This is a genomic window from Leucobacter sp. G161 (assembly GCF_001482305.1).
Lineage (GTDB): Bacteria > Actinomycetota > Actinomycetes > Actinomycetales > Microbacteriaceae > Leucobacter.
Genome location: NZ_LOHP01000046.1, coordinates 38,386 through 64,309, shown reverse-complemented (window position 1 = coordinate 64,309; position 25,924 = coordinate 38,386). Strand labels below are relative to the sequence as shown.

Here is a 25,924-nt window from a genome sequence, read left to right as displayed (position 1 = left end):
AACGCTCCAGCTCTGTGGAAGGACACAACGCTCATGAGTATCGAGTCATTTGCCTCGCGCATCGACGCAACAACAGCCGAAGACCTACGCGCGCTCGGCGGCACGAAGTGGGCAGACCCAGACGTCATGGGTGCGTTCATCGCTGAAATGGATTTCGGGGTCGCGCCGGTCATCACGGAGGCACTGCACGCGGCAGTCGCAGAAGGGGCCTTTGGGTATACGCCGCCCCGGTTCACCGCTGCACTCAAAGAAGCGACTGCGACCAGGCTCCGCAGCCATCACGGCTGGAACGTGACAGCAGAGCAGGTGTTCCAGGTCCCAGACGTCATTACCGCGCTCGAGGTCTCGATCCAACACTTCTCCACCCCGGACTCGAAGATCATCGTGCCCACGCCCTCCTATATGCCGTTCTTGACGGTGCCGGGAGCGCTCGGGCGTGAGGTGATCGAGGTGCCGATGCTGCGCATAGATGGCGTCTGGCAGTACGATCTCGACGGCCTGCAAGCGGCATTCGATGCTGGCGGAAACATTCTCATGCTGTGTAATCCCTACAACCCGCTCGGGCGCGTGTTCACCGAGGAAGAACTCCTCGCTGTGAGCGAGGTCGTCGAGCGTAACAACGGGCGGGTGTTCTCCGATGAGATCTGGGCGCCGCTCATCTACCCGGGGACAGAGCTGGTGCCCTACGCGACCATCAACGAGGTGACCGCTGGGCACACGATCACGGGCACGGCGGCCTCAAAAGCGTGGAATCTCCCCGGGCTGAAGTGCGCGCAGCTCGTGGTGTCGAACGAGGCGGACCTCCGCACCATGAACGAGATCGCGCACTGGGCAGGTCGCGGGGCAGCAACGCCCGGAATCATTGCGAGCACGGTTGCCTATGCCGAGGGGGACGAGTGGCTCGGTGAGGCGCTTGCCTATCTGCAAGGCAACCGTGACGAGCTCGTCGAACTTGTCGCCGAACACCTCCCCGGCGTGCACTTCACCGTGCCCGAGGCGACATACGTGGGCTGGCTCGACTTCCGCGACGTCGGCATCGAACGCCCCGGAGAGTTCTTCCGTGAGCACGCTGGCGTTGGCCTCACCGACGGGGCCGCTTGCGGTGACGCAGGGCAGGGATGCGCGAGGTTTATCTTCGCGATGCCCCGGCCGCTGATGCGGGAAGCCATCGAACGGATGGGTCAGGCCTTCAACGCTCGCTAGCTTTTTCTCTGCAATGTCTCTACTGTGAGCCTGAGATTCGGTTGCCGGGCATCTCGCGCGGCGTGCTCGCGAAGGAGTATGGCGCATGCAGTTCCACGATGGGACGCCGTATGTGGCGGAAGATCGGCCCGGCAAGCGAAACACACTGAAGACCCTCGGGATCCCGATCCTTGCGGGGGTTGTCGGCCTCGCGTTGGGAGCAGGGGCCTCCGCGACCGGCGCTCACACTGAGATCAGCGAACTCCGACTCGCCGAGCAGTCGCTGACAACCGACGTTGCCACACTCGAGGCCAAGCACACGTCCACGGTGGAGGACCTGCGGGTGGCAACGAGTGCACTCGACGAACGCACTGAGTCCCTCAGCGATCGGGAGGAGAACGTGCGAGCGCTCACCGCCCAGGTCGAGGAGCTTCAAGCGCAGGTTCGTGACCTCGAAGCGGCAGCCGCAGCAGCTGAGGCTCAGGCAGCCGCTGTCCCGGAGCCCATCCCGTTTGCGGCCCCGAAGCAGGCCGCCCCCGAAGCGCAGGCGCCCGCCGCCCCGGCGCCGCAACCTGCCGCGGCGTACTTCGACAACTGCACCGCTGCTCGCAACGCGGGTGCAGCTCCGGTGTACGCAGGCGACCCTGGCTACGGTAGGCACCTCGACCGGGACGGTGATGGGGTTGGCTGCGAATAGCGACCCCGAAAGCCTGGAAGAATGGCCGAGTGAGCGACACCCCTAAGCCCGACACCAACACGCACCCCGAGCGCACCACGGCTGGCGTTGGGCCGTGGCCAGGCGGCCCAGACGAGTGGCCGAGCGAGGCGCACTACGACCCCGAGCTCCTAGCGCACGGGACAGCCGTAACGTCGTCGACCGCTACCGGTACTGGACCATGGACGCGATCGTCGCCGACCTTGACGAACAGCGGCACCCGTTCCATGTCGCCATCGAGAACTGGCAGCACGACATGAACATCGGGTCGATCGTGCGCAGCGCGAACGCCTTCGCCGCCGATACCGTGCAGATCGTTGGCCGTCGCCGGTGGAACAAGCGAGGCGCGATGGTCACCGACCGCTACCAGCACGTTGAGCACCGCGAGGACGTCGAATCGCTCGTTGCCTGGGCGCGCGCGGAAGGGATCCCGATCATCGCTATCGACAACGTGCCCGGGTGTGTGCCGATGGAGACGTTTGACTGGCCGGAACGATGCGTGATGCTCTTCGGTCAGGAGGGGCCCGGGCTGTCAGCTGAGGCGATTGACGCCGCCGAGGCCGTGGTCGAGATCACCCAGTACGGCTCGACCCGGTCCATCAACGCCTCCGCAGCGGCGGCTGTCGCCATGTACTCGTGGGTGACGAAGCACTCGCCCCTCGTGCCGCGCGTGGGTGGACCCGCGAACTAGAACAGCCGACCGGCTGCCGAGGGATCGGGCTCCTCGAGCCGGAGGAGCTGCCGCTTACGGTCGAGTCCGCCGGCGTATCCGGTGAGCGATCCGTCTGCGCCCACAACCCGGTGGCAGGGGATGATGACACTGATCGGGTTGTGCCCGACGGCCTGACCGACGCGCTGCGCGAGTGCGCGATTGCCGAGGCCGACCGCGAGGGCGCCGTAGGTTGTTGTCGCGCCGAACGGGATCGCGCGCAGCATGTCCCACACCCGTTGCGAGAAATCGTCGCCGCGTGGGGCGAGTTCGAGGTCGAACTCGGTTCGGTCTCCGGCGAGGTATTCGGTGAGTTGTTCCGCGGCGGCCGAGAGCGTCACGTCGCGGGGCTCCTGTCCCAGATCATCGCCGATGTCGTTGGGATCGGGCGGGTAGCGGTGATCCGGAAAGTACACACCGACGAGTGCGCTGGCTTCCGCCACGAAGAGCAGTGTACCGAGGGAGGTCTCGAACGTGCCGTGGCGGGAGGTCATGGCGACAAGTGTAACGTCGCGCTTCCTGGGACGAGCTGGAGTGGCCGCGCAGGTGCGAGGCCTGCAGATGGAGGGGCCGACGGGAATCGAACCCGCGTTCTCAGCTTGGGAAGCTGATGTCTTACCATTAGACGACGGCCCCGGGTGGGGCTGATCGGGATGCATCCCGACCCGTATGAGCGTAGCAGAATCCGGCGTGCCGCTCCGAACGGGAACGGCACGCCGGTGAAACTTATCCTTCTGCTGCTGGCTGGCAGACCGCCATCTCGGCGAGTCGTGCTGCCTGGTCTTCAGCGCTCCAGGGAAGCTCGACGCCCGTGAGTGCAGACAGCTGGAAGGCGAGTGCCCCGGCGAATCCGGCGCCTGCCGACGAATTGTTCATTGCCACGACGACCGTGAGACCGGAAGCGGGGTCAGCGTATGCTGCGGTGATCGAGCCTGGCATCGCGCCGCTCCTGCCCAGCAGTGGGCCGACCTGTTCGATACCGAATCCCACCTGATTGCCGGCGGTGTCGGGCTCGCTGGTCGGCTCGCCTGCTTCATCGCGCTCGGGGTTTTTCGCGGGCTGGAAGCTCGCGACGAGCTCCTTGGAGCCTTCGCCGCCGAAGCCGCCAGCGAGGTACGTCGTGTAGAAGTCCTTGAGGTCGGTCACCGTGGTGAGCGTGGCTCCGGCGCCGCGCATCATCGAGGGAGAGAGCTCCGCGATTTCGGTGACGCCAGCCTCGCATACGGCTGCATCGCCGGCGAGCGGATAGGTGAGGGGGTGCATGCTCCCCGAGGGGATCTCGGTCTCACTGAAGCTGTCGGGATACGAGCTCGCCGACATGCCAGCCTTCTGGAACACATTCGCCTCGAGGAGCTCGTAGGTCTCGCCCCGCGAGTTCAGCCGGATCGCCCGGTCGAGCACCACCGCATTCGTATCCGAGAGGTAGACATTCTTCCCTGGCCAGGGAAGCGGCGACCGGGCAAGCCCGTTCGCGATGAGCTCCTGCTCGGGCCAAAGGCGGGACGGATTGTTCGTGAAGCGTTCGGTGAAGCCGCCCTTGAAGTCCGCGAGACCCGAGGTCTGGTCACAGAGCTGTCCGTAGGTGATGTCCGCGATCCCGGCCTGACGGGGGAGATCCTTGGACACCTGACGGCCGAGCTTGATCTGGCCCTGATCGACGAGTTCGAGCAGCAGCGCGCACATCACGGGCTGCGATGCCTGCGCGCCGCGGAACGTGGTGCCAGCGGTGACGCCTTCACCGTAGCCCCGAACGTACGCGGCGTCGTCGCCCTGCCAGACCCCAACCACGGCTTCGGTAGATCCGCTGAGGCTCAGCGCATTCGCTACGGCCTCATCGATTGCGGTTGCGAGCTCGGGGGCCACGGTGTTCTGGTCCGAGTTGCCCGTTCCGGAGCTGCTGCTGGTGCACGCAGTGAGCGTCAGTCCGACCACTGCGAGCATGCTGAGCGCAGCAATGGGTCCAACTCGTTTGACTCTTGAAAACACGAAACCGCCAATCTCGACCCGCAGGCGCGCGGGAGCACGAATCTCTCGATGATACTCTGTGCGACTCCCAGTGTCGCTGAGCGTGCCGGGAGCGTAGAATGAAAGATGTGATGAATTTTGATGCCGCAGTGATCGCTGCCGTTACGGGCCACATGAACGACGACCATCTCGATGACAATCTGCTCATCGCGAAGGCGTTTGGCTACCCCAACGCAACTGCGAGCACCATGACCGGCCTTGACGAACAGGCAGGCGTCTGGCGAGTCACCGATGCAGCCGGTGAGCACGAGCTCCGGGTCGACTGGCCGGGTGCGCCGATCGCTGACCGGCCACAGGTTCGCCGTCAGGTCGTCGAACTGTACAAGGCGGCATGCGCGACACTTGGCGTGCCCGCGCGCGACGAACACGAGCCGGCCGAGGCCGCCGCCCACGGCCACGCGCACGGCGAGGCACACCCGCACGCCGGAAGCAGCCCGCACGGCCACAACCCGCACGCGGCCGAAGAAGCGGCGGACGGCCCGAAGCCGTTCTCCCGCGTCGTCCGCGAGAGCTCGTGGTCCGATCATTCGAGCAGCGAGGGCGCGAACTTCATGGAAGACATCATGCGTGGTGTCGCCTCGAAGCAGGATTACATCGACCTCGTCGCTCAGCATTTCTTCATGTACGAGGCGCTCGAGGAGGCGGCGACGCAGCTTGCATCCGACCCGGCGTACGCCGGCCTGCACCCTGCAGCACTCGTGCGGCTCGGCACGCTCGAGGTCGACCTTGAGCATCTCCTCGGCGCGAACTGGCGCGACGAGATTCGCCCCGTTCCCGCATCGGCAGCGTACGCGGCCCGCATCCGCGAGGTCGCTGCAGAGGGCTGGCTGCCTGGCATCATCGCGCACCACTACACCCGGTACCTCGGTGACCTCTCTGGTGGGCAGATCATTGCGCGGCGCGTTGCTCGTCAGCACGGTTTCGACGGCGCAGGGGTCGCGTTCTATGACTTCGCGTCACTGGGCGACCTGAAGGCGTTCAAGGAGAACTACCGCGACGGCCTCGATGCCCTCGGCGAAACCCTCGACGAGGGAGAGCAGCAGCGCATGATCGAAGAGGTGCGCGCAGCGTATGCCTTCAACACCGCGGTGTTCGTGGATCTTGCCGAGCTGAAGGCCGCAGCCTAACGTAACGGCCCAGCGCCCGCCCGCCTAGCCGCGGGTGTGCGCCCACACGACGGCCTGCAGCCGATCACGAACGGCGAGTTTCTGCAGCACATTCGAGACGTGGGTTTTGACTGTCGCCTCGCCGAGGAATAGCTTGCCGGCGATCTCCGCGTTGGTGTGCCCCTTCGCGAGCATGAGTAGCACCGCGCGCTCGCGCGGGGTGAGCCCGGCGGCATCGATAGCCTCATCGAGCGCGCCGCCTGGCTGCGTGAGGGACTCGCCGGTGGCCGCAGCGCTGTCGGTGCCGGTGTCGGCTGCTGCTCCAGCGCCACGGACACGGCTGAGTACCGCCCCGGTGACCTCTGGGCCGAGCAGTGATCCGCCGCGCGCGATCACCCGGACAGCGTCGATGAGTTGCTCCGCCCGCGAGGTTTTCAGCAGAAACCCGCTGACGCCGGCTGCGAGGGCATCGAAGAGGTACGCGTCGTGTCCAAACGTTGTGAGCACGAGAATCGCTGTACCCGGGGTGGGGGCTGTGAGGATCCGCCTGGAAGCCTCGATGCCGTTCATCTCGGGCATCTCGACGTCCATGCAGATGACGTCTGGGCTGAGCTGTGCCGCAAGCTCGACCGCCTGCGCGCCGTTCTCGGCCTCTCCGACCACCTCGATGTCGGGCTCGGACTCGAGGATGATGCGAAACCCTGAGCGCACGAGCGCCTGGTCGTCTGCGAGGAGCACGCGAATTGTCACGGCTGAGTCCGTTCTGCTCGTGGGGGTGTTGGGGGTTCCGCGCGCTCGGCGAGCGGGACCCGGGCGCGCACCATAAATCCTTCGCGTTCGCGCCGTCCGGCTGACACGCTGCCGCCGACCGCGCCGATCCTCTCACGCATGCCGCGCAGCCCCAGCCCGGCCCTGCCAGACGGGACGCCCGAGGCGAGTTCGCCGGCGCCGGTGAGGCGGCGGGCCATGCCGTCGTCGCTCACCTCGACCTCGATGGCGTCACTTGCGAACCGCAGCCGCACGACGGCCTCCGCTCCGCGCCCCGCGTGCTTGCGCACGTTCGTGAGCGCCTCCTGGACGATGCGGTACAGCGCGACGTCGACGAGTAGCGGCACGGGCCGTGCCTCGCCCGCAACGATGAAGGTCGTCGGGGTGCCCGCTCGCTGCGACTCGGCGACGAGCAGCGGGATCTGCGCGATGCCGATGGTGCTCGAGCTTCCCTCATTCTCGGGGGTGCGGAGGGTGTGCACGAGCCCGCGCAGTTCCGCGACGGTCGTGTGTGCGCTCTCCTCGACGATCTCCAGCGCAGTCGCCGCGGTGGCGGGATCGCGTTCCAGGGTGCGCCGTGCTGCGGCCGCCTGGATCCCCATCACGGAGACGTGGTGGGCGACGACGTCGTGGAGCTCGCGGGCGACGGCGATGCGGTCGAGCGCGACGGCCTGCGCCGCACTCGTTTGGCGCTCGAGTTCGAGTTCCTTGCCCTGTGCCTCGAGCTTCGCCTGCGTGCGCGCGGCGAGCCAGGCGCGCTGCCCGAAGGCGATCGCGCCGCCGAAGTACAAGAGGTTCGTGATGATCTGGATTACGGCGAATGTCGCATACGCCGAAAAAATCCCGGAGCGCATCCCTGGAAAGACCTCATCCATCTCGTCTGCGGACGACGCGAGGGTGAGTGAGATGACGAGCCAGACAAGCATCGCGCAGGTGACGCCGAGCACCATCCACGTGGCGAGCGCGCGGCGCGGCTCCCACGCGGTCACCGTGTAAATCGCGATGAACAGGCAAATGTTCACGATGAGCACCTCGGGGACGCCGAACTGCCCGCACACGAAGAACCCGACTGCGACCACCAGCATGACGGGGATCGGCGCCACCCGGCGCAGCGCGAGCGGCAGCGTGGCGAGTGCGAGGCCGAGGATCCACACCCACAGTTCCGGCGTGCTGCCGTACATGCCGGTGCGCGCGTACAGCAGCGAGGTGGTCGTCGCGCCGACCGCGAGCACGACCGCGAGCAGCACGTCAAAGCGGCGGCCGTCCGCGTCGGGCCGGGGCCTCGCCCAGGCAGGGGCCGCAGTCAGCAAGGGCACTCTCATATCTGTAAGCGTAGGCGCTCGCCAGGCCTGGGTGCTTCCACCGCGGGGCGGAGCGAAACCGGCCGAGCGGCGGAGGCGGTTCCGTCGTGCGGGGGAGGTGCGCGGGGCGGTTGGCGTCTTAGCCTTGAGGCAACGAAAGGAGCAACATGATCGACATTGCAGGAATCTCCCGCAGCTTCGGCGACCGTACGGTGCTCGACGACGTGAACTTCCGCGTCGAGAGTGGGCGCATGACGGGCTTCGTGGGCGCGAACGGTGCCGGCAAGACCACGACGATGCGCATTATTCTCGGAGTGCTCGCGGCCGACAGCGGCACGGTGAGCCTGAACGGTCAGCCGCTCACCGCGGGGGATCGATCACGCTTCGGCTACATGCCGGAGGAGCGCGGCCTGTACCCGAAGATGGCGGTGCTCGATCAGCTCATCTATCTCGGCCGCCTGCACGGCATGTCCACGGCCGACGCTAAAGCTTCGGCAACCGGGCTGCTCGACCGACTCGGGCTCGGCGAGCGCGCGGGTGATCACCTTGAGAGCCTGTCGCTCGGCAACCAGCAGCGCGCGCAGATCGCCGCCGCACTCGTACACGAACCGATTGCCCTCGTGCTCGATGAGCCGTTCTCAGGCCTCGACCCGATGGCGGTTGAGGTTGTCCTCGGCGTGCTGCAGGACTACGCGGCCCAGGGCGCTCCGGTCTTGTTCTCCTCGCACCAGCTCGACATTGTTGAGCGCCTCTGCGACGACGTTGTCGTCATCGGCGGCGGCAAGATCCGCGCGCAGGGCTCCCGCGAGGGGCTGCGTGCCGAGCATGCTGGCCGCGTGTTCGAGCTCGACCTTGCCGGATCCGCAGCCGACGCCGGCTGGGTGCGCGAGCAACCGGGCGTCTCGGTGACGCACCTCGACGGCGGCTTCGCACGGTTCGAGGCCGACAGCGACGAGGCGGCGCAGGCCGTGCTCGCGCACGCCGTGCAGCTCAGCGACACCGTCGTGCGGAGTTTCGCCCCCGTTACCCCGTCTCTCGCACAGATCTTTAGGGAGGTCATCCAGTGAGCGCACCACAGACCCACTCGCTTCGCCCGAGCGCGACGCACCGCCAGCTCAGCCCAGCGCAGGGGGCGTGGATCGTCGCCGAGCGCGAGATCATGACGCGGCTGAAGAGCAAGGCGTTCGTGATTTCGAACGCGATCCTCCTCATCGTCGTGCTCGCCGGCGTCGTCATCGGCGGGCTCGTATCGCAGGGCGGCTTCGGCAGCTCGGACACGAAGGTCGCCGTGGTGGCGGGAGCGCAGGCTGAGCTGGGCGACGGCTTTGAGGTGAGCGCAGTCGCCGACCGCGCCGCTGCCGAACAGCTCGTTCGCGACGGCGATGTTGATGCCGCAATCGTGGAGGGAGGGGACACCCCCGTTGGGCTGACCGTCATCGCGAACGACAACCCGCCGACCGACGTGCTCCAGGCGCTGTCGGCGGCCCCCGCGATCGAGCTGCTCGACCCGAGCGAGACGAGCTACCTGCTCGGCTACCTCATCGCGATGGGCTTCGGCATGGTGTTCTACATGACCGCAATGACCTTCGGTATGACGATCGCGCAGAGCGTCGTCGAAGAGAAGCAGACGCGCATTGTCGAGATCCTGCTCGCGACGATCTCGGCGCGCACGCTGCTCGCCGGCAAGATCCTCGGCAACAGCATCCTCGCGCTGGGCATGGTGGTCGCGACCGTCGCGCTCGCCGCCGTCGGCATGCTCGCGACCGGCCAAGACATCCTGCTCGGGGAGCTTGGCACCGCGCTCATCTGGTTCGCCATTCTCTTTGCCTTCGGCTTCGTGCTCGTCGCGGGGATGTACGCGGCGAGTGCGGCGCTCGTGTCACGGCAGGAGGACATCGGCTCGGTGTCGAGCCCGGTGATGCTGCTCGTGATGGCGCCGTTCTTCCTCATTATCTTCTTCTTCGACAACCCGCAGGTGCTCGCGATCATGAGCTACGTGCCGTTCTCGGCGCCGACCGCGATGCCGATGCGGCTGTACTTCGGAGATGCGGCGTGGTGGGAGCCGATCGTGTCGCTCGGCGTGCTCATCGTGTCGATCGCGGTCGCGCTATGGCTGGGATCGCGCATCTACGAAAACTCGATCATGAAGACCGGTGCCCGCGTGAAGTTCTCAGAGGCGATCAAGGGATAGCCGCTGACGCAGCACCAACAACGAAGCGCCCGGAGGAACTCCTCCGGGCGCTTCGTCTGTGTCTCTTCCGTTCGATCGTTATGCGGTCGTGAGCGCGTGCGCGTCGCAGCGCGGGGCGTCGTGGCTGGCGCACGCGACGAAGCGCGTACGGCAGGAGTTTTCCGCGCAGTCGACGAGGTGTGAGGTCGCGGTACTGCACACCGTGCAGCGGCCGATGACCGAAGCGCCCGGCGCGAAGTCCATCGCCTCGCGACCGTCGAACACCGCGAGCGAGCCCTCCCAGAGGCCGTCGTTGCCGAAGGCTTCGCCGTAACGGACGATACCGCCGTCGATCTGGTAGACCTCTTCGAATCCGCGCGCAACCATCGCCGCGGAGAGGATCTCGCAGCGGATCCCGCCCGTGCAGTAGGTGACGATCGGCTTGCCCTTGATGTCGTCGAAGGCGCCGGACTCGATCTGCGCGATGAAGTCGTGTGTGGTCTTCACGTCGGGAACGACAGCGCCCTTGAAGCGGCCGATGTCGGCCTCCCACGCGTTGCGGCCGTCGAAGAACACGACATCGTCGCCGCGTTCCGCAACGAGCTCGTTCACCTTTTCGGGCGAGAGATGGGTGCCGCCGCCGACAACACCAGTCTCGTCGACGACCGTCTCCTCGGGGATGCCGAAGGCAACGAGCTCGTCGCGCACCTTCACGCTGAGCTTCGGGAAATCTGAGATTGCCTGCCAAGGGACGCTGCGATCGACGCCCTTGAGGGTGGTCGGTGCGACCGCATCGAAGCCGGTGCCCTCACTCCACTTCACGTCGAGGCCTGAGAACGGCCCGTACTCGCGCGTGCGCTTGAGGTACTGCTTGCACGCGTCGATCTCGCCACCGACGGTGCCGTTGATGCCGTGCTCGGAGATGATGATGCGGCCGCGCAGGCCAAGCGACTCGCAGAGCTCGCGCTGCCACAGCCGCACCGCCTCGGGATCACTCACGGGGGCAAACGCGTAGTACAGGAGAATCTTGGGGTGGCTCACGCTTCCCATGGTACGGCCTCGAGCTGGGCGGGGCGCTGCGCCTTCCGCGCTCCTCTCTCACCCGTTTTATTGGAACTGAGCCCTATTCGGCCTGTACAAGGGTCGGAAGAGATTACACGAGGGGGAGAGGAGCGGTGAGGGCGGCCCTCAGCCCGGCAGCCAGTCAGCCAGTCAGCCCGGCCGCCAGCCAGCCAGCCAGTCAGCAGCGCAACGCTCGGGCGTTGCGCGAACGGCACAAAACCCGTAAGCTTAACCCTTGGTCGTGCGCCGTCCCAGTGCATGTACCGCGGGAACCGTTTGTTGAGGAGTGCCTCGGCAGGATCTCGCAGACAAGAAATCTTGGGTGAGGCCGTCCGGTCTCACGGTATGAGAGGAAACATCATGGCAGCAGTGTGCCAGGTGACCGGCGCCGTTCCCGGCTTCGGACACAACATTTCACACTCGCACCGTCGCACCAAGCGTCGGTTCGATCCGAATATCCAGAAGAAGACTTACTTTGTGCCGTCACTCGGCCGCAAGGTGACCCTCACCCTTTCGGTGAAGGGCATCAAGGTCATCGATGCACGTGGCATCGAGGCAGTGGTCTCTGACCTCAAGAAGCGCGGGGTGAAGTTCTAATGGCTAAGGACAAGGACGTACGTCCGATCATCAAGCTGAAGTCGACGGCAGGAACCGGGTTCACCTACGTGACCCGCAAGAACCGTCGCAACACCCCCGACCGCCTCGTGCTCAAGAAGTACGATCCGGTTGTCCGTAAGCACGTTGACTTCCGAGAGGAGCGCTAAGCATGGCTAAGAAGAGCATGATTGCGAAGAACAAGCAGCGCCAGGCGATTGTTGCGCGTTACGCTGAAAAGCGTCTCGAGCTCAAGAAGGCGCTCATCGACCCCAACGGCACCGACGAGAGCCGCGAGGCTGCTCGTGTGGGCCTGCAGAAGCTGCCCCGTAACGCGTCGCCCGTACGCGTGCGGAGCCGCGACGTCATCGACGGCCGCCCCCGTGGCGTGCTGACGAAGTACGGCGTTTCGCGTGTTCGCTTCCGCGACATGGCACACCGTGGCGAGCTGCCCGGTATCACCAAGTCGAGCTGGTAAGCACCTGCTGCTGAGCCAGTAGCAACGCTTCACTGAGAGGGGCGGGTGGGATCAGAAATGATCCTCCCCGCCCCTCTCTGCGTTCGCCCGCGGTCGTTCACCGACAGCGAAACCGACACGCAGTCCGAAGAAATCCGCGTAATCGCGCCGCTTTTCGGCAAACGTAGGGTAGATTCATACCGATCAAACTGATCGGAACCTCTTAGCGGAGGTGACACCCCGAATAGATCAGGGGCCGGCCATCTATCGGTCACCGCCCTGAAAGGACACAACATGGCACTCAACAAGACCGAGCTCGTCGCAAAGATCGCCGCTGAGACTGGCCAGAGCCAGGCTGCAGTTTCGAACGTGCTTGACGGCCTGTTCGCAGCTGTTTCCGAGACCGTCGCCGCAGGCGAGAAGGTTTCGATCCCCGGCTGGCTCTCGTTCGAGACGGCGACCACCGCTGCTCGCACCGGCCGCAACCCGCGCACCGGTGAGACCATTGACATCCCCGCTGGCAAGCGCGTCAAGGTTTCGGTTGGCTCGAAGCTCAAGGCTGCCGTGAAGTAGCTTTCATTTCTCGAAACCCCCGTGCGGCTGTTGCTGCCCGGGGGTTTCGTGTTTCCGTGCGCAGCGTAAGCTAGTCCGGTGCCCAAGAAATTTACTGATCCCGCAGAGATCCGCCCCTGGGCAGCGCTCTGGACACTCGTCCTCGGTTTCTTCATGATCCTCGTTGACACGACCATCGTCTCGGTGGCGAACCCGACGATCATGAAGAGCCTCAACACTGATATGACGGCGACCCTCTGGGCCACAAGCGCCTATCTGCTTGCCTACGCGGTGCCGCTGCTCATCACGGGCAGGCTCGGCGACCGCTTCGGCCCGCGTCGCGTGTACCTCATCGGGCTCACCGTGTTCGCGCTCTCCTCGCTCGCGTGCGGGCTGTCGCCGACGATCGAGATGCTCGTCGTCGCGCGCGTCTTCCAGGGCTTTGGTGCTGCGCTCATGACCCCGCAGACCATGGCCGTCATCACTCGCATTTTCGCGCCGCGGGAGCGCGGCCAGGCGATGGCAGTCTGGGGGATCACGGCCGGTGTTGCCACGCTCGTCGGCCCGATCCTCGGTGGATTCCTCATCGACGCAGTGGGCTGGGAGTGGATCTTCTTCATCAACGTGCCGGTCGCGATTGTCGGCTTCGTGCTCGCACTCAAGTACGTTCCGCGACTCGAGACGCACGCGCACCGACTCGACTGGCTCGGGGTAGTGCTCAGCGCGGTCGGAATGTTCCTCGTGGTCTTCGGCATTCAGGAGGGTGAGAACTTCAACTGGGGCCAGATCTGGGGCCCGATCTCGGTCTGGCTGCTCATCGGCGTCGGGCTCGTCGTGCTCGGTCTGTTTGTCTGGTGGCAGCACGTGCAGCGCGGCGAGCCACTGCTGCCGCTGCGGATCTTCCGTGACCGCAACTTCTCGGTCGGAACCTCAGCGATCGTCACCGTCGGATTTGCGGTCACGAGCATGAGCATGCCGCTGATGTTCTTCTTCCAGTTGGTGCGAGGTCTCACCCCGACGCAGTCCGCGCTCATGCTGGTACCGATGGCGGTGATTTCGGCGGGGATGGCCCGCCCGATCGGGATCCTCATCGATCGCGGGGATCCCCGCCGGATCGCAACCGTTGGGTTGCTGCTCCTCGCCGCTGGCATGCTCCTCTACTTCGTCCTGCTGCAGCCCGATACTCCGATTTGGCTGCTGCTCATCCCGAGCGCGGTGCTTGGCGTCGCAAACGCCTGCATGTGGGGTCCGCTGTCAGCAATCACGACGTTCAACCTCCCAATGGACCTCGCCGGCGCGGGTTCTGGCGTGTACAACACGAGCCGCCAGGTGGGTGCCGTGCTCGGCTCCGCGTCGATCACGGCGCTGATGGCATCGCGCCTTGCCGCCGAACTCGGCGACGGTGACGCAGCGGGGATGGGCGGCGGGCAACTTCCCGCAGCGGTCCAGGAGGGCTTCGCCGCAGCGATGGGGCAGTCGCTGCTCCTCCCGGTCGCCGCGATCGCGGTGGGTGCGGCGCTGACCCTCGCGTTCGCTCCGCGGCCGCCCCGCACGGGGCCCGTGCGCGTCGAGGTACCGCCGGTCAAGGCCGCCTAACGGCCGACACGGGTGAGCGGGGGTGGCGGACAGCCGCCCGGTTGTCCCCGCCGCCCGGTACGCTCATGACATGAGCATGGGTGGAGGCGGCGGTGGCCGCGGGGGACGGGTGTCTGGCGGCGACTTCGCCGCCCAGCGCAAACTAAACGAGGCCGCCCCAAAGGTGGATCGCTTGGGCGCGCGCATCGCCGAGCTGTTCAAGCCCTACAAGGGTCCACTCGGCGTTATCGTCGTGCTCGTGCTGTTCTCAGCCGCGCTCGGCATCATGCCGCCGCTCATCACGCAGCGCGTCTTTGACGAGGGGCTCTTTCCCGTCGCGGGCGGCGGGCCGAACATGCCCGTCCTTGCATGGCTCGTCGGCGCGATGATCGCGGTGTTCATCATCTCCGCGCTGCTCGGGATCGTGCAGACCTACTTCACCGCCCGTGTCGGTAACCGCGTCATGGGTGACCTGCGCGTGAAGCTCTTCTCCCACCTGCAGTCGATGGAACTTGGCTTCTTCACTCGCACGAAGACCGGCATCATCCAGTCTCGCCTGCAGAACGACGTCGGCGGCGTCGCGAACGTGCTCACGAACACCGTGTCGAACGTGATCGGCAACACGGTGACCGTGATTGCGGCGGCGGTCGCGATGATCCTGTTGAGCTGGAAGCTCACCATCATCGCCGTGATCCTCATGCCAGTGCTCGTCATCGCGCAGCGCCGGGTCGGCCAGGTGCGCGCCCGCATCGCGGGCAAGACGCAGGAGTCGCTCTCCGAGATGAGCGCGATCACGCAGGAGGCGCTGTCGGTGTCGGGCGTGCTGCTCGCGAAAACCTACTCGCGGCAGACCGCAGAGACCGAACGCTACGCCAACGAGAACACCACGCAGGTGTCGCTGCAGGTGAAGCAGGCGATGAGCGGGCAGGTGTTCTTCGCGCTCGTGAACGTTTTCCTCTCCGCCGTGCCAGCGATCGTCTACCTCGTGAGCGGCTGGCTCATCGTCCGGGCGACAGGGCAGGGGCTCGACGCGGGCATCACCGCCGGTACCATCGTGGCGTTTACCACGATCCAATCGCGGTTGCTGTTCCCGCTCATGGCGCTCATGCGCGTCGCGCTCGACCTCCAGACCTCGAGCGCGCTGTTTGCGCGCATCTTCGAGTACATCGACCTGAAGCCGCAGATCGTCGACAAACCGGGCGCGCTCGAGCCTTCCGAAGCTGCGGGAGAAGCGGGCCGGATCGTCTTCGACGACGTCGTCTTCGCGTACCCGGACGCCGGGCCAGATGACCGGCCGACGATCGACCACGTCTCGTTCACCATTGAGCCGGGCGAGTTCGTCGCGTTCGTCGGTGCATCCGGTTCGGGGAAGACCACCATCGGTTCGCTCATCCCGCGGTTGTACGACGTGCGTGACGGCTCGGTGAGCTATGGTGGCGTCGACGTGCGCGACCTCAAGCAAGAGGCGCTCATGGATCGTATCGGCGTCGTCACGCAGGAGCCGTACCTATTCCACGCGTCGATCGGCGACAACCTGCGCTACGCAAAGCCCGACGCGACTGACGAGGAGCTCGTCACTGCGGCGAAGCTCGCGAACATCCACGACACGATCGACTCGTTCGCTGGCGGCTACGACACGATCGTCGGCGAGCGCGGCTACCGGCTCTCCGGCGGCGAGAAGCAGCGCATTGCGATCGCGCGCGTCCTGCTGAAGAACCCGCGCGTGCTCGTGCTCGATGAGGCGACGAGCGCGCTCGACACCGTGAACGAGCGGATCGTGCAGCGAGCTCTCGATGATGCCCGTGCGGGGCGCACGACGATCGCGATCGCGCACCGGCTCTCCACCGTCGAAGGCGCAGACCGCATCTTCGTGCTCGGCGCGGGGCAGATCCTCGAGCAGGGCACGCACCAAGAACTGCTCGCGCTCGGCGGATCCTACGCGGAGTTGTACGCGCAGCAGAGCTGAGCGGGCGGGCGACGCTCCCGCGCGGAGCTGCCGGCCCGGCCGCACCCGCGCGGGTAGGGAAAACCCGAATACGGGTCTCGGGTCACCCTGGTGCCGCGGGTGCGCAGCGGGCTCTAACGTAGAAGCATGAGCAACCCACTGGGATCCCAAGCTGTGACCGCAGGACCGGCCACACCCGCGCGCCCGCGCCCGCCTCTACGCATCGGCACGACCATCCTGCATCTCGTGACCCTCGGGCTCTTCGGATCACTCGTTTTCGCGCTCACCATGGTGCTGCTCGGTGTGGGCCTCGGGCTCACGCTCGTCTTCGGGATCGGCTTGCTCTTCCTCGTCGCACTCGTCTATGTCTTATTCGGCATCGCCTGGTTCGAGATCGAGCGGGTGAACGGGCTGTACGCCCTCGACGGCCCAAGCCTGCGCACGGCTCCCCAGCGCGGTGCGGGGCTCGGCGGGTTCCTCCGCACGCTCGGTGCGCAGGTCATTGATGCGCGCATGTGGCAGGGGATCGCGAGCTTCACGGTCGCGGGGCTCCTCGGCCTCGTCCTCATTGCGTGTGCGCAGAACGCGGTCTGGGGGTTGGCGGCTACGGGGCTGAGCGCTGGTGGGCGGTCCGTCGAGTACCACCCCGCACTGGGCCCACTGTTTATCGCGCAGTACAGTGCGCTGCATCCGCTCGTGTACCTCGGGATTGCGGTGCTCAGCGTGGCGGCCATGGTGGGGATCGCGCTACTCCATCGGCTCATCACGATCTGGATCGCCGGCGCGGGTGCCGAGGCCGCCCAGTTGCAGGACGCCGCGCGGATCGCCGAGCAGCAGCGCGCTGGCGCCGTGCGAGCCGCGGACGTGGAGCGCACCCGCCTCGAACGTGACCTGCATGACGGCGTGCAACCCCGGCTCGTGTCGGTGGGTATGACGCTCGGGCTTGCCCAGCAGCAGATCGAGTCCGATCCGGATGGCGCGAAGGCGCTCATCGCCGAGGCGCACACCTCGACGAAGGCGGCCATTACTGAGCTGCGACAGCTCGCGCGTGGCATCCACCCGTCAGTGCTCGAGGATCGCGGCCTCGACGCGGCGCTCTCGGCGCTCGCCGGCCGATCCCATATTCCGGTCGCACTCGATGTGCAGCTCGCCGCACGGTGCAGCCGGGAGGCCGAGACTGCCGTGTACTTTGTCATCGCCGAATCGCTCACGAACGCCGCGAAGCATTCACGGGCGAGCGAACTCCGCGTCACCGTCCGGCTTCGTGACCGCACGACACTGTGGGCGCGGGTCGAGGACAACGGTGCCGGTGGCGCACGTGTGCTGCCAGGCGGCGGCCTCGACGGCATCACGAACCGCGTGCTCGCAGCCGGCGGTACATTCCGGCTCGACAGTCCGCTTGGCGGCCCGACATCCCTGGAGGTGGGCATCCCATGCGCATCCTGATCTGCGAGGACTCTGTGCTGCTGCGCGAGGGCCTCGTGCGACTGCTCGAACACTCGGGCCACGAGATTGCGGGGGCCTTCGCCGATACCGTTGGCGTCAGCGAAGCGGTTGCGCGCGAGACGCCCGATCTGTGCATCCTCGACGTGCGGATGCCGCCGACGTTCACCGACGAGGGTATCAAGCTCGCACTCGAGCTCCGGGCGGCGCACCCGCAGCTGCCGGTGCTCGTACTGTCGCAGTACGTTGAGGAGCAGTACGCGAACGAACTCATCGTCGGGCAGGGCGGTGCCTTCGGGTACCTGCTGAAGGATCGTGTCGCCGACGTCACCGACTTCGTGGAGACCCTCGAGCGCGTCGCGGGCGGGGCGACTGTCCTCGATCCGGAGGTCGTCGCGCAGCTGCTCACCCGGCGCAGTAGCGACACCCGGATGGAGCGGCTCACTGCCCGCGAACGTACGGTGCTCGCGGCGCTTGCTGAGGGGCGGTCGAACCAGGCGATCGCCGCACTGCTTTTCCTCTCGGAGGCCAGCATCGAGAAACACATCACCGCAATCTTTCAAAAACTTGAGCTTGAACAGGCCGAGTCCGGTAACCGCCGGGTGCTCGCCGCGATCGCGCACCTGCAGAGCACCGGGGGCGTGCCGCGGCCGCCCCAGACACCGAACTTTCCAGAGACAGGAACCGCACGATGACTACGAACCCACCCACCTCCGGACGGCGGGGCATCGCGATTGCGACCGCCGTCGTTGGCGGTGTTGTTCTGCTCGGGCTCGGCGCCTCTGCCGCGTTTGCGATGGCAGCGTCCTCGCAGCGGGCCGATGCCCTCACCACGCAGGCAAGCGCACTGGCGCCCGTTGACGCCACCGGAATCACCGGCCTGGACCTGAACGTTGGCGTCGCCGACCTCCGGCTCGAATACGGCAGCGTCACTGAAGCGACGCTGACGGCGACCGGTGGCTCCGCCGAGCGGTGGCAGTTCGGCCGAGACGGGGATGAACTCGTGGTGCGCGCCCCAAACGCCAACTCAGGATTCTGCTTCTTCGGCGTCTGCCCGTCGACGCGCGGGCAGCAGGTGACGGCAACCCTCACGCTGCCGCGCGCATTCGCGACGCAAGCCCTCGACGCAGACATCACGATCGGCGTCGGCAGCGTCAGGACAGACGGCACCTTCGGTGAGCTCGATGTGCAGGTTGACGCGGGCGATGCCTTCATCAGCGGCACGGCAACGGACCTTGACCTCGTCATCGGAATGGGCACGTTCGAGGGCGAGATTACTGGCGCAGCCACCGTAAATGCCGAGGTCTCGCTCGGAGACCTCGCGCTCGTCCTCAAGGGGGATCCGCCGCGCGATGTGACCCTCAAGGTGAGTGCTGGATCGATCGATCTCGCAGTGCCGGCTGGCATCTATGACGTGACCCCCGCGCGCGCATCGGGAAGCCTCGACAACGAGCTCAACACGGCTCCCGGTGCCCCCAACCGGATTTCCGCGAAGGTGGACCTCGGCGACATCACGCTCTCCGAGACACGCTAAGCCACCCCGTGGGCCCCGGCCTGCCCCTGTGCCCCTGCCCCTGCTCCATCCCCACTGCCCCGATTTTTCCTGTATGAGCTTTGTTTGGGCTGCACAAGGCTCAGACTAGATAACTCGGGGCAGTGGGGAAGAAGGTCTGCCTGCCGTCCTGCCTCGCGCCATCACCCACCCGTTTCGGCGCTGCGTGCGCAGCATCGCACAGACACACGGGAGTAAACTCGCCCCGTGAGCTCGACGACGCGACAGATAACCCAGTCCAATAAGCTCGCCGGCGTGCGCTACGACGTGCGCGGGCCGATCCTCCAGGAAGCGGAGCGGCTCGAACGCGCGGGCGAGCAGATCCTGAAGCTCAACATCGGCAATCCGGCGCCGTTCGGCTTCGAAGCGCCACCCGAGATCGTCGACGCGATGCGGGACGCGCTCCCGCACGCACAGGGCTACACCGACTCCCGCGGGATCCTCCCGGCCCGCGAGGCGGTCGCCGAGCACTACACCGGGATCGGTGTTGCGGGTGTCACCCCGGACAACGTCTTCCTCGGTAACGGGGTGAGCGAGCTCATCTCGCTCGTGCTGCAGGCGCTCGTGAGCCGGGGCGACGAGATCCTCGTGCCGGCCCCCGACTACCCGCTGTGGACTGCGCAGGTCACGCTGCAGGGTGGGAAAGCCGTGCACTACCCGTGCGACGAATCGAACGGCTGGATGCCAGACCTCGCCGAGATCGAGTCGCTCATCACTCCGGAGACCCGTGGCATCGTGCTCATCAACCCGAACAACCCGACGGGCGCGGTGTACTCGCCAGAGCTCGTGCGCGGCTTCGCGGCGATCGCCGAACGGCACGGGCTCGTGCTCATGGCCGACGAGATCTACGATCGGATCCTCTACGACGGGGTGAATCACGAGCACGCCGCACTGCACGTCACCGAAACGCTCTGCCTGACGTTCAGCGGGCTCTCGAAGGCGCAGCGCGTTGCCGGATACCGGGCTGGCTGGTTGGTTGCCTCGGGGAACCTGGCGCGCGCCGCGGACTTCCTCGAAGGGCTCACACTGCTTGCGAACATGCGGATGTGCTCGAACGCGCCAGCGCAGTACGCGATTCCGGTGGCGCTCGGCATCGAGTCGTCGATCGATGCGCTCTGCGCCCCCGGCGGCAGGCTCCTCGAACAACGCAACACCGCGCACCGGCTACTCACCGCGATCCCAGGCGTGAGCTGCGAGCTGCCGGGTGGCGCGATGTACCTGTTCCCGCGGCTCGACCCCACCATGTACCCCATCGCTGACGATCAGGCCTTCGTTATCGATCTTCTCCGTGCGACCCGCGTGCTCGTGACCAACGGCCGTGGGTTCAACCTCCCGACGCCAGACCACCTGCGCTTCGTCACACTCCCGGAGGTCACCGTGCTTGCAGAGGCGATCGGTCGTATCGCCGAGCACCTCGATACCGTGCGGGTAGCGTAGTCGTGGGCGCGCACCGCGCGGCCAGAACGGGGCAAACACGGTGAGCATCAAGATTCTCGCGGTCGGGAAGAAGCACGAGAACTGGGTGACCGATGGCATCGATCGCTACGAAAAGCGGCTGCGTAAACCCTTCGACGTGTCCTGGCAGCTGCTGTCGCACTCCGCACGCGAGGGCGACAGCGCGCGAGCGGAGGAGTCGGAGCGAATCCTGCAGAAAGTGGATCGCGATGCGTTCCTCGTGCTGCTCGACGAGCGCGGCACGAACGTTGACTCGCCCGCGCTCGCCGCGAGACTCCAGTCCGCCTTCGACGCCGGAAAGCCCATGGTGATCGTGATCGGCGGCGCCTACGGCGTCGACGATCGGGTGCGGGGGCGCGCAGACTTTCAGTGGAGTCTCTCGAAGCTCGTGTTCCCCCACCAGCTCGTGCGACTCATCCTTGCCGAACAGCTGTACCGTGCGCAGGAGATCGCGGGCGGGCGCCCGTACCACCACGTGTAAGCGGTTGGAGCTGCGTGGCAGCGGTGTCAGAGGTTGCGGCTACTCTCTCCGCATGGCCCCGTTTCGACTCAGCACCCGAACGCTTCCGTCGCGCTCGTCAGGAGCAGTGCGGCCTGTGCGCGCGGGCCCGGCGCCGGTGCCGGTGCCCTGGCGCGTGGTGCGCCGCGGGCTCGGGGTGATCGAGATCGAGCACCGCGGCACCGAGACCGCGCTCTCGGTGCGGTTCGCGCTGTCCGGCGCCGGAATGCTCGGGCTCTCGCTTCCGAGGACAGTGGAGCCGGGCGAGCGGGTGCGCGTCGTCGTGCGTGGCAGTGGGGCGGATGCCGCCGCTGCGGCGCACGACGCGATGCTCGTGCTCCGCTGGTTCCAACCCGACGGAACGGAACTCCTCTGGCCGATTGCTGTCGAGTGAGCCCCGCGGCGGCCCACACAGGCGAGCTCTCTTGGGTTGTGTGCGATGTGTCCCACTCGGGTCGCTGTAGCGGCCGCGAGCGGTGATGCCAGGGACACGAAACACGCGAAATCTTGGGGCTGAGGCAGGCGCTCATACGGGCATAAAAGGCGCCTCTCAGGCGTTGCAATATGTAGGGGTGTGGAGCTTCTCGCGACACGCCGAGGCTGGGCAGTGGATGAAAATTCTTTTTGTCTCCCCAGCTTGTGGATAACCTCCGATTTGGGGCGGAACTGCGCCAAAAGTTCTCCCCAAGTTCAACCAATCATCGGTGGAAAGCTTCGAGAAAACTACATCGCTGTAACTACATCATCTTGTGGTCGCCCCCGGTGTGGTTCACTAGATGTTGTGGCTCACACGAGCAAAGACTTTTGAGGGAAGGGCATAAAAATGGCAGTTACGGTCTACACCAAGCCGTCGTGCGTGCAGTGCACGGCAACCTACCGAGCTCTCGACAGCAAGGGCATCGAGTACGAAGTTCTCGACCTTTCCGAGGACGAAACTGCACTGCAGGCGGTCAAGGAATTGGGCTACCTGCAGGCGCCAGTTGTGGTCACCGATGATGAGCACTGGTCGGGTTTCCGTCCCGACAAGATCGCGGAGCTCGCCGGTCGGATGCTCTAGCTCTGTGATGTGTGGTTACCGTGAGTAATTTGGTGTATTTTTCCAGCGTTTCGGGGAACACGCACCGCTTCGTTGAGAAGCTCGGTATGCCAGCAAAACGCATTCCGTTGTACGCGCGAGAAGAGCCGCTAGAGGTCACCGAACCCTACGTGCTTCTTGTGCCAACCTACGGCGGGGGGCCCGCGCTACGAGCGGTTCCGAAACAGGTGATCAAGTTCCTCAACGACGAGCAGAACAGATCACTCATTCGGGGCGTAATTGCCGCGGGCAACCTCAACTTTGGAGAGGGCTTCTGTATTGCGGGCGACATTATTTCCCGCAAATGCCAGGTGCCCTTTCTGTATCGATTTGAAGTGTTTGGAACACCGGACGACGTCACAGCCGTCCAAAAAGGATTGGATAAGTTTTGGAAACAGCAGTAATGGAGCCGGGGCTTGAGTCATCGAAGATTAGCGAGATGGACTACCACTCGCTGAACGCGATGCTGAATCTGTACGATGCAAATGGCAAGATCCAGTTCGACAAGGATCGCGAGGCTGCCAGGCAGTACTTCCTGCAGCACGTCAACCAGAACATGGTGTTCTTCCACAACTTCGAGGAGCGCCTGCGCTACCTCATCGACAACGACTACTACGAGAAGGCGCTGCTCGACCAGTACTCGACGAAGTTCGTCGAGCAGCTCACCGACGAGGCATACGCCCTGAAGTTCCGCTTCCCAGCCTTCCTCGGCGCATTCAAGTTCTTCACCTCGTACGCGCTGAAGACGTTCGACGGCAAGCGCTACCTTGAGCGCTTCGAGGATCGCGTGGTCATGGTCTCGCTCGGGCTCGCCCAGGGCAACGAGGAGCTCGCGCGCGGCTTCATGCGCGAGATGATTTCGGGCCGCTTCCAGCCGGCAACTCCGACCTTCCTGAACCTCGGTAAGGCGCAGCGCGGCGAGCTCGTCTCCTGCTTCCTGCTTCGTGTTGAGGACAACATGGAGTCGATCTCGCGCGGCATCAACTCCTCGCTGCAGTTGTCGAAGCGCGGCGGCGGCGTCGCACTGTCACTCTCGAACGTGCGCGAGGCCGGTGCCCCGATCAAGAAGATCGAGAACCAGTCCTCGGGCATCATCCCCGTGATGAAGCTTCTCGAAGACAGCTTCAGCTACGCGAACCAGCTCGGCGCACGCCAGGGTGCCGGCGCGGTGTACCTCTCGGCGCACCACCCCGACATCATGAAGTTCCTCGACACGAAGCGCGAGAACGCGGACGAGAAGATCCGCATCAAGACGCTCTCGCTCGGCGTTGTCGTGCCCGACATCACGTTCGAACTCGCGAAGAAGAACGAGGACATGTACCTGTTCTCGCCGTACGACGTCGAGCGCGTCTACGGGATCCCGTTCGGCGATATCTCGGTCTCCGAGAAGTATTACGAGATGGTCGACGATTCGCGCATCTCGAAGACGAAGATCAGCGCACGCCACTTCTTCCAGACGGTGGCAGAGCTGCAGTTCGAGTCGGGATACCCGTACATCGTGTTCGAAGACACCGTGAACAAGGCGAACCCGATCAAGGGCCGCATCAACATGTCGAACCTCTGCTCCGAGATCCTCCAGGTCAACACCCCGACCACGTACAACGAGGACCTCAGCTACAAGGAGATCGGCAAGGACATCTCCTGCAACCTTGGCTCGATGAACATCGCGATGGCGATGGACGGCGGCGACTTCGGTGGCACCGTTGATCTCGCGATCCGCTCGCTCACCGCGGTCAGCGACATGAGCGCCATCCGTTCGGTGCGGTCGATCGAAGACGGCAACGCGCAGTCGCACGCCATCGGCCTCGGCCAGATGAACCTCCACGGTTACCTCGCTCGTGAGCACGTGCACTACGGCTCCGAAGAGGGCATCGACTTCACGAACATCTACTTCTACACCGTGCTGTTCCACGCGCTCACCGCGTCGAACAAGATCGCGATGGAGCGGAAGCAGGTCTTCGGCGGCTTCGAGGATTCGAAGTACGCGTCGGGCGAGTTCTTCGACAAGTACACCGACGAGGTCTGGGAGCCCGCGACCGTTCGGGGTGCCGAGCTCTTCGCGCAGGCCGGCGTCGAGATCCCGACGCAGGACGATTGGCGCGCGCTGAAGGCGAGCATCATGGAGCACGGTATCTACAACCAGAACCTCCAGGCTGTGCCGCCGACCGGCTCGATCTCCTACATCAACAACTCGACGAGCTCGATCCACCCGATCGCGTCGAAGGTGGAGATCCGCAAGGAAGGCAAGCTCGGCCGCGTCTACTACCCGGCTCCGTTCATGACGAACGACAACCTCGAGTTCTACGAGGATGCCTACGAGATCGGCCCCGAGAAGATCATCGACACCTACGCCGCGGCAACGCAGCACGTCGATCAGGGCCTGTCGCTCACGCTGTTCTTCAAGGACACTGCGACGACGCGCGACATCAACAAGGCGCAGATCTACGCGTGGCGCAAGGGGATCAAGACGATCTACTACATCCGCCTGCGCCAGCTCGCGCTCGAGGGCACCGACATGGAAGAGTGCGTCAGCTGCATGCTCTAACGAGCACAGCCGCGACGATCAGACATACGAAGGACTGTAAACAGCATGAACCCGAAGCCGTTCAAACTGGGACACCCGGTGCAGGCGATTAACTGGAACCGGATCGAGGACGAGAAGGATCTCGAGGTGTGGAACCGCCTCGTGAACAACTTCTGGCTCCCCGAGAAGGTGCCGCTCTCGAACGACGTACAGTCGTGGGCGACGCTCACGCCTGACGAGCAGCTGCTCACCATGCGCGTGTTCACCGGCCTCACCCTGCTCGACACGATCCAGGGCACCGTCGGCGCCGTCTCGCTGATTCCCGACGCGTCGACCCCGCACGAGGAAGCCGTACTCACGAACATCGCGTTCATGGAGTCGGTGCACGCGAAGAGCTACTCGTCGATCTTCTCGACGCTCGCGTCGACGCAGGAGATCGATGACGCGTTCCGCTGGTCGAACGAGAACGTGGCGCTGCAGAAGAAGGCGCAGATCATCGTCGACTACTACGAGGGTGAAGACCCGCTGAAGCGCAAGATCGCCTCGACGCTGCTCGAGTCGTTCCTGTTCTACTCGGGCTTCTACCTGCCGATCTACTGGTCGTCGAAGGCGAAGCTGACGAACACGGCAGACCTCATCCGCCTGATCATTCGCGACGAGGCCGTGCACGGCTACTACATCGGGTACAAGTACCAGAAGGCGGTCGAGAAGGAGACTCCGGAACGTCAGGAAGAGCTTAAGGAGTACACCCTCGCGCTGCTCTACGATCTCTACGAGAACGAGGTGCTGTACACGCAGGATCTCTACGACCCGGTGGGCCTCACCGAGGACGTCAAGAAGTTCCTGCACTACAACGCGAACAAGGCGCTCATGAACCTCGGCTACGACCCGATGTTCCCCAAGGAAATGACCGACGTGAACCCGGCGATCCTGTCGGCGCTCTCGCCGAACGCCGACGAGAACCACGACTTCTTCTCGGGCTCGGGCTCGTCGTACGTCATTGGTAAGGCTGAGGCCACCGAGGACGAGGACTGGGACTTCTAAGATTTCTTTCTAGAGGCTCCAGGTAAATACCTGTTCACGCCCCTGATCCGCGAGTTTTCGCAGATCAGGGGCGTTTTCGTGTCTCCCAGTCGAAAGACAGAGGAGAACAGAAATGAACAGGAATACCCACCCGAAGTGGCACGGGGATGGCACGCGCGCACCTTCCATGCG

26 protein-coding genes, 1 tRNA gene and 1 pseudogene are annotated in these 25,924 nt (G+C 65.2%); 22 read left to right on the top strand and 6 right to left on the bottom strand.

Features of this window, described 5'->3' with window-relative positions; genetic code table 11:
- The first annotated feature begins 33 nt into the window (after window positions 1–33).
- From AUL38_RS04085 to AUL38_RS04075, 3 genes and pseudogenes are all read left to right on the top strand, one after another.
- Window positions 34–1,203 carry a MalY/PatB family protein gene (locus tag AUL38_RS04085; RefSeq protein ID WP_059059412.1) on the top strand — a complete coding sequence of 390 codons (1,170 nt, stop codon included), beginning with the start codon at window positions 34–36 and terminating at the stop codon, window positions 1,201–1,203.
- 85 nt (window positions 1,204–1,288) lie between these two features.
- On the top strand, window positions 1,289–1,879 hold the full coding sequence (locus AUL38_RS17670) for an excalibur calcium-binding domain-containing protein (protein ID WP_235590597.1): 591 nt from the start codon (window positions 1,289–1,291) through the stop codon (window positions 1,877–1,879).
- Window positions 1,880–1,908: 29 nt separating this feature from the next.
- A pseudogene (locus AUL38_RS04075) lies at window positions 1,909–2,588 on the top strand (TrmH family RNA methyltransferase).
- Here AUL38_RS04075 and AUL38_RS04070 read toward each other — a convergent pair.
- The 3 genes from AUL38_RS04070 to AUL38_RS04060 form a co-directional block, all read right to left on the bottom strand.
- A complete protein-coding gene (locus AUL38_RS04070) occupies window positions 2,585–3,100 on the bottom strand; it encodes a methylated-DNA--[protein]-cysteine S-methyltransferase (protein ID WP_059059411.1) in 516 nt (171 codons plus the stop codon). The pseudogene AUL38_RS04075 and the gene AUL38_RS04070 sit on opposite strands and share 4 nt — an antisense overlap.
- Before the next feature lie 68 nt (window positions 3,101–3,168).
- Window positions 3,169–3,242: transfer RNA gene (locus tag AUL38_RS04065), tRNA-Gly, on the bottom strand.
- Window positions 3,243–3,332: 90 nt separating this feature from the next.
- The gene (locus tag AUL38_RS04060; RefSeq protein WP_235590596.1) at window positions 3,333–4,592 is read right to left on the bottom strand and encodes a serine hydrolase; all 1,260 of its coding nucleotides are present in this window, start codon (window positions 4,590–4,592) and stop codon (window positions 3,333–3,335) included.
- A gap of 110 nt (window positions 4,593–4,702) precedes the next feature.
- Here AUL38_RS04060 and AUL38_RS04055 point away from each other — a divergent pair, with 110 nt between their 5' ends.
- Window positions 4,703–5,758, top strand: a complete 1,056-nt coding sequence (locus tag AUL38_RS04055; RefSeq protein ID WP_235590604.1) for a biliverdin-producing heme oxygenase — start codon at window positions 4,703–4,705, stop codon at window positions 5,756–5,758.
- 24 nt (window positions 5,759–5,782) lie between these two features.
- On the opposite strand, the gene AUL38_RS04050 is transcribed toward AUL38_RS04055, so the two are convergent.
- Together AUL38_RS04050 and AUL38_RS04045 are read right to left on the bottom strand one after the other, a co-directional pair.
- Window positions 5,783–6,487, bottom strand: a complete 705-nt coding sequence (locus AUL38_RS04050; RefSeq protein WP_059059409.1) for a response regulator transcription factor — start codon at window positions 6,485–6,487, stop codon at window positions 5,783–5,785.
- Window positions 6,484–7,827 carry a sensor histidine kinase gene (locus AUL38_RS04045; protein WP_083506567.1) on the bottom strand — a complete coding sequence of 448 codons (1,344 nt, stop codon included), beginning with the start codon at window positions 7,825–7,827 and terminating at the stop codon, window positions 6,484–6,486. Before AUL38_RS04045 ends, AUL38_RS04050 begins: the two co-directional genes overlap by 4 nt.
- 146 nt (window positions 7,828–7,973) lie before the next feature.
- Between AUL38_RS04045 and AUL38_RS04040 the strand changes: the two genes are divergently transcribed.
- Both AUL38_RS04040 and AUL38_RS04035 read left to right on the top strand, forming a co-directional pair.
- Entirely contained in the window at window positions 7,974–8,873 is a 900-nt protein-coding gene (locus AUL38_RS04040) for an ABC transporter ATP-binding protein (protein WP_059059408.1), read from the top strand.
- On the top strand, window positions 8,870–9,997 hold the full coding sequence (locus AUL38_RS04035; RefSeq protein ID WP_083506566.1) for an ABC transporter permease: 1,128 nt from the start codon (window positions 8,870–8,872) through the stop codon (window positions 9,995–9,997). Before AUL38_RS04040 ends, AUL38_RS04035 begins: the two co-directional genes overlap by 4 nt.
- A gap of 78 nt (window positions 9,998–10,075) precedes the next feature.
- Here the strand turns inward: AUL38_RS04035 and AUL38_RS04030 are convergent, their stop codons facing one another.
- A complete protein-coding gene (locus AUL38_RS04030) occupies window positions 10,076–11,026 on the bottom strand; it encodes a rhodanese-related sulfurtransferase (protein WP_369795293.1) in 951 nt (316 codons plus the stop codon).
- A 372-nt stretch (window positions 11,027–11,398) separates the two neighbouring features.
- Here AUL38_RS04030 and rpmB point away from each other — a divergent pair, with 372 nt between their 5' ends.
- The 16 genes from rpmB (at window position 11,399) to nrdF (ending at window position 25,753) form a co-directional block, all read left to right on the top strand.
- The gene (gene rpmB, locus AUL38_RS04025) at window positions 11,399–11,635 is read left to right on the top strand and encodes a 50S ribosomal protein L28 (RefSeq protein WP_059059407.1); all 237 of its coding nucleotides are present in this window, start codon (window positions 11,399–11,401) and stop codon (window positions 11,633–11,635) included.
- Window positions 11,635–11,802 carry a 50S ribosomal protein L33 gene (gene rpmG / locus AUL38_RS04020; RefSeq protein ID WP_017792805.1) on the top strand — a complete coding sequence of 56 codons (168 nt, stop codon included), beginning with the start codon at window positions 11,635–11,637 and terminating at the stop codon, window positions 11,800–11,802. Before rpmB ends, rpmG begins: the two co-directional genes overlap by 1 nt.
- Before the next feature lie 2 nt (window positions 11,803–11,804).
- Entirely contained in the window at window positions 11,805–12,110 is a 306-nt protein-coding gene (rpsN, locus tag AUL38_RS04015; RefSeq protein WP_042544304.1) for a 30S ribosomal protein S14, read from the top strand.
- Window positions 12,111–12,383: 273 nt separating this feature from the next.
- Entirely contained in the window at window positions 12,384–12,662 is a 279-nt protein-coding gene (locus tag AUL38_RS04010; protein ID WP_042544305.1) for an HU family DNA-binding protein, read from the top strand.
- Between the two features lie 153 nt (window positions 12,663–12,815).
- Window positions 12,816–14,237 (top strand): DHA2 family efflux MFS transporter permease subunit, encoded by a 1,422-nt coding sequence (locus AUL38_RS04005; RefSeq protein ID WP_059059495.1) that lies wholly within the window; start codon window positions 12,816–12,818, stop codon window positions 14,235–14,237.
- 76 nt (window positions 14,238–14,313) lie between these two features.
- Window positions 14,314–16,182, top strand: a complete 1,869-nt coding sequence (locus AUL38_RS04000) for an ABC transporter ATP-binding protein (RefSeq protein WP_059059406.1) — start codon at window positions 14,314–14,316, stop codon at window positions 16,180–16,182.
- 126 nt (window positions 16,183–16,308) lie between these two features.
- Complete coding sequence (locus tag AUL38_RS03995; RefSeq protein WP_059059405.1) at window positions 16,309–17,607, top strand: sensor histidine kinase; 1,299 nt, start codon at window positions 16,309–16,311, stop codon at window positions 17,605–17,607.
- Entirely contained in the window at window positions 17,595–18,299 is a 705-nt protein-coding gene (locus AUL38_RS03990; protein WP_059059404.1) for a response regulator transcription factor, read from the top strand. Before AUL38_RS03995 ends, AUL38_RS03990 begins: the two co-directional genes overlap by 13 nt.
- Complete coding sequence (locus tag AUL38_RS03985; RefSeq protein ID WP_059059403.1) at window positions 18,296–19,138, top strand: hypothetical protein; 843 nt, start codon at window positions 18,296–18,298, stop codon at window positions 19,136–19,138. Before AUL38_RS03990 ends, AUL38_RS03985 begins: the two co-directional genes overlap by 4 nt.
- 225 nt (window positions 19,139–19,363) lie before the next feature.
- The gene (locus AUL38_RS03980) at window positions 19,364–20,593 is read left to right on the top strand and encodes a pyridoxal phosphate-dependent aminotransferase (RefSeq protein WP_059059402.1); all 1,230 of its coding nucleotides are present in this window, start codon (window positions 19,364–19,366) and stop codon (window positions 20,591–20,593) included.
- Window positions 20,594–20,633: 40 nt separating this feature from the next.
- Window positions 20,634–21,092 (top strand): 23S rRNA (pseudouridine(1915)-N(3))-methyltransferase RlmH, encoded by a 459-nt coding sequence (gene rlmH, locus AUL38_RS03975; RefSeq protein WP_201023676.1) that lies wholly within the window; start codon window positions 20,634–20,636, stop codon window positions 21,090–21,092.
- A 52-nt stretch (window positions 21,093–21,144) separates the two neighbouring features.
- Window positions 21,145–21,504, top strand: a complete 360-nt coding sequence (locus AUL38_RS03970) for a hypothetical protein (protein ID WP_153006459.1) — start codon at window positions 21,145–21,147, stop codon at window positions 21,502–21,504.
- Between the two features lie 429 nt (window positions 21,505–21,933).
- Entirely contained in the window at window positions 21,934–22,167 is a 234-nt protein-coding gene (gene nrdH / locus AUL38_RS03965; protein ID WP_059059400.1) for a glutaredoxin-like protein NrdH, read from the top strand.
- A 20-nt stretch (window positions 22,168–22,187) separates the two neighbouring features.
- Window positions 22,188–22,589 (top strand): class Ib ribonucleoside-diphosphate reductase assembly flavoprotein NrdI, encoded by a 402-nt coding sequence (gene nrdI, locus AUL38_RS03960; protein ID WP_059059493.1) that lies wholly within the window; start codon window positions 22,188–22,190, stop codon window positions 22,587–22,589.
- A complete protein-coding gene (gene nrdE / locus AUL38_RS03955) occupies window positions 22,589–24,730 on the top strand; it encodes a class 1b ribonucleoside-diphosphate reductase subunit alpha (protein WP_059059399.1) in 2,142 nt (713 codons plus the stop codon). The genes nrdI and nrdE overlap by 1 nt, the downstream gene beginning before the upstream one ends.
- A 45-nt stretch (window positions 24,731–24,775) precedes the next feature.
- Window positions 24,776–25,753 (top strand): class 1b ribonucleoside-diphosphate reductase subunit beta, encoded by a 978-nt coding sequence (gene nrdF, locus AUL38_RS03950; protein ID WP_059059398.1) that lies wholly within the window; start codon window positions 24,776–24,778, stop codon window positions 25,751–25,753.
- Window positions 25,754–25,924 lie beyond the last annotated feature (171 nt).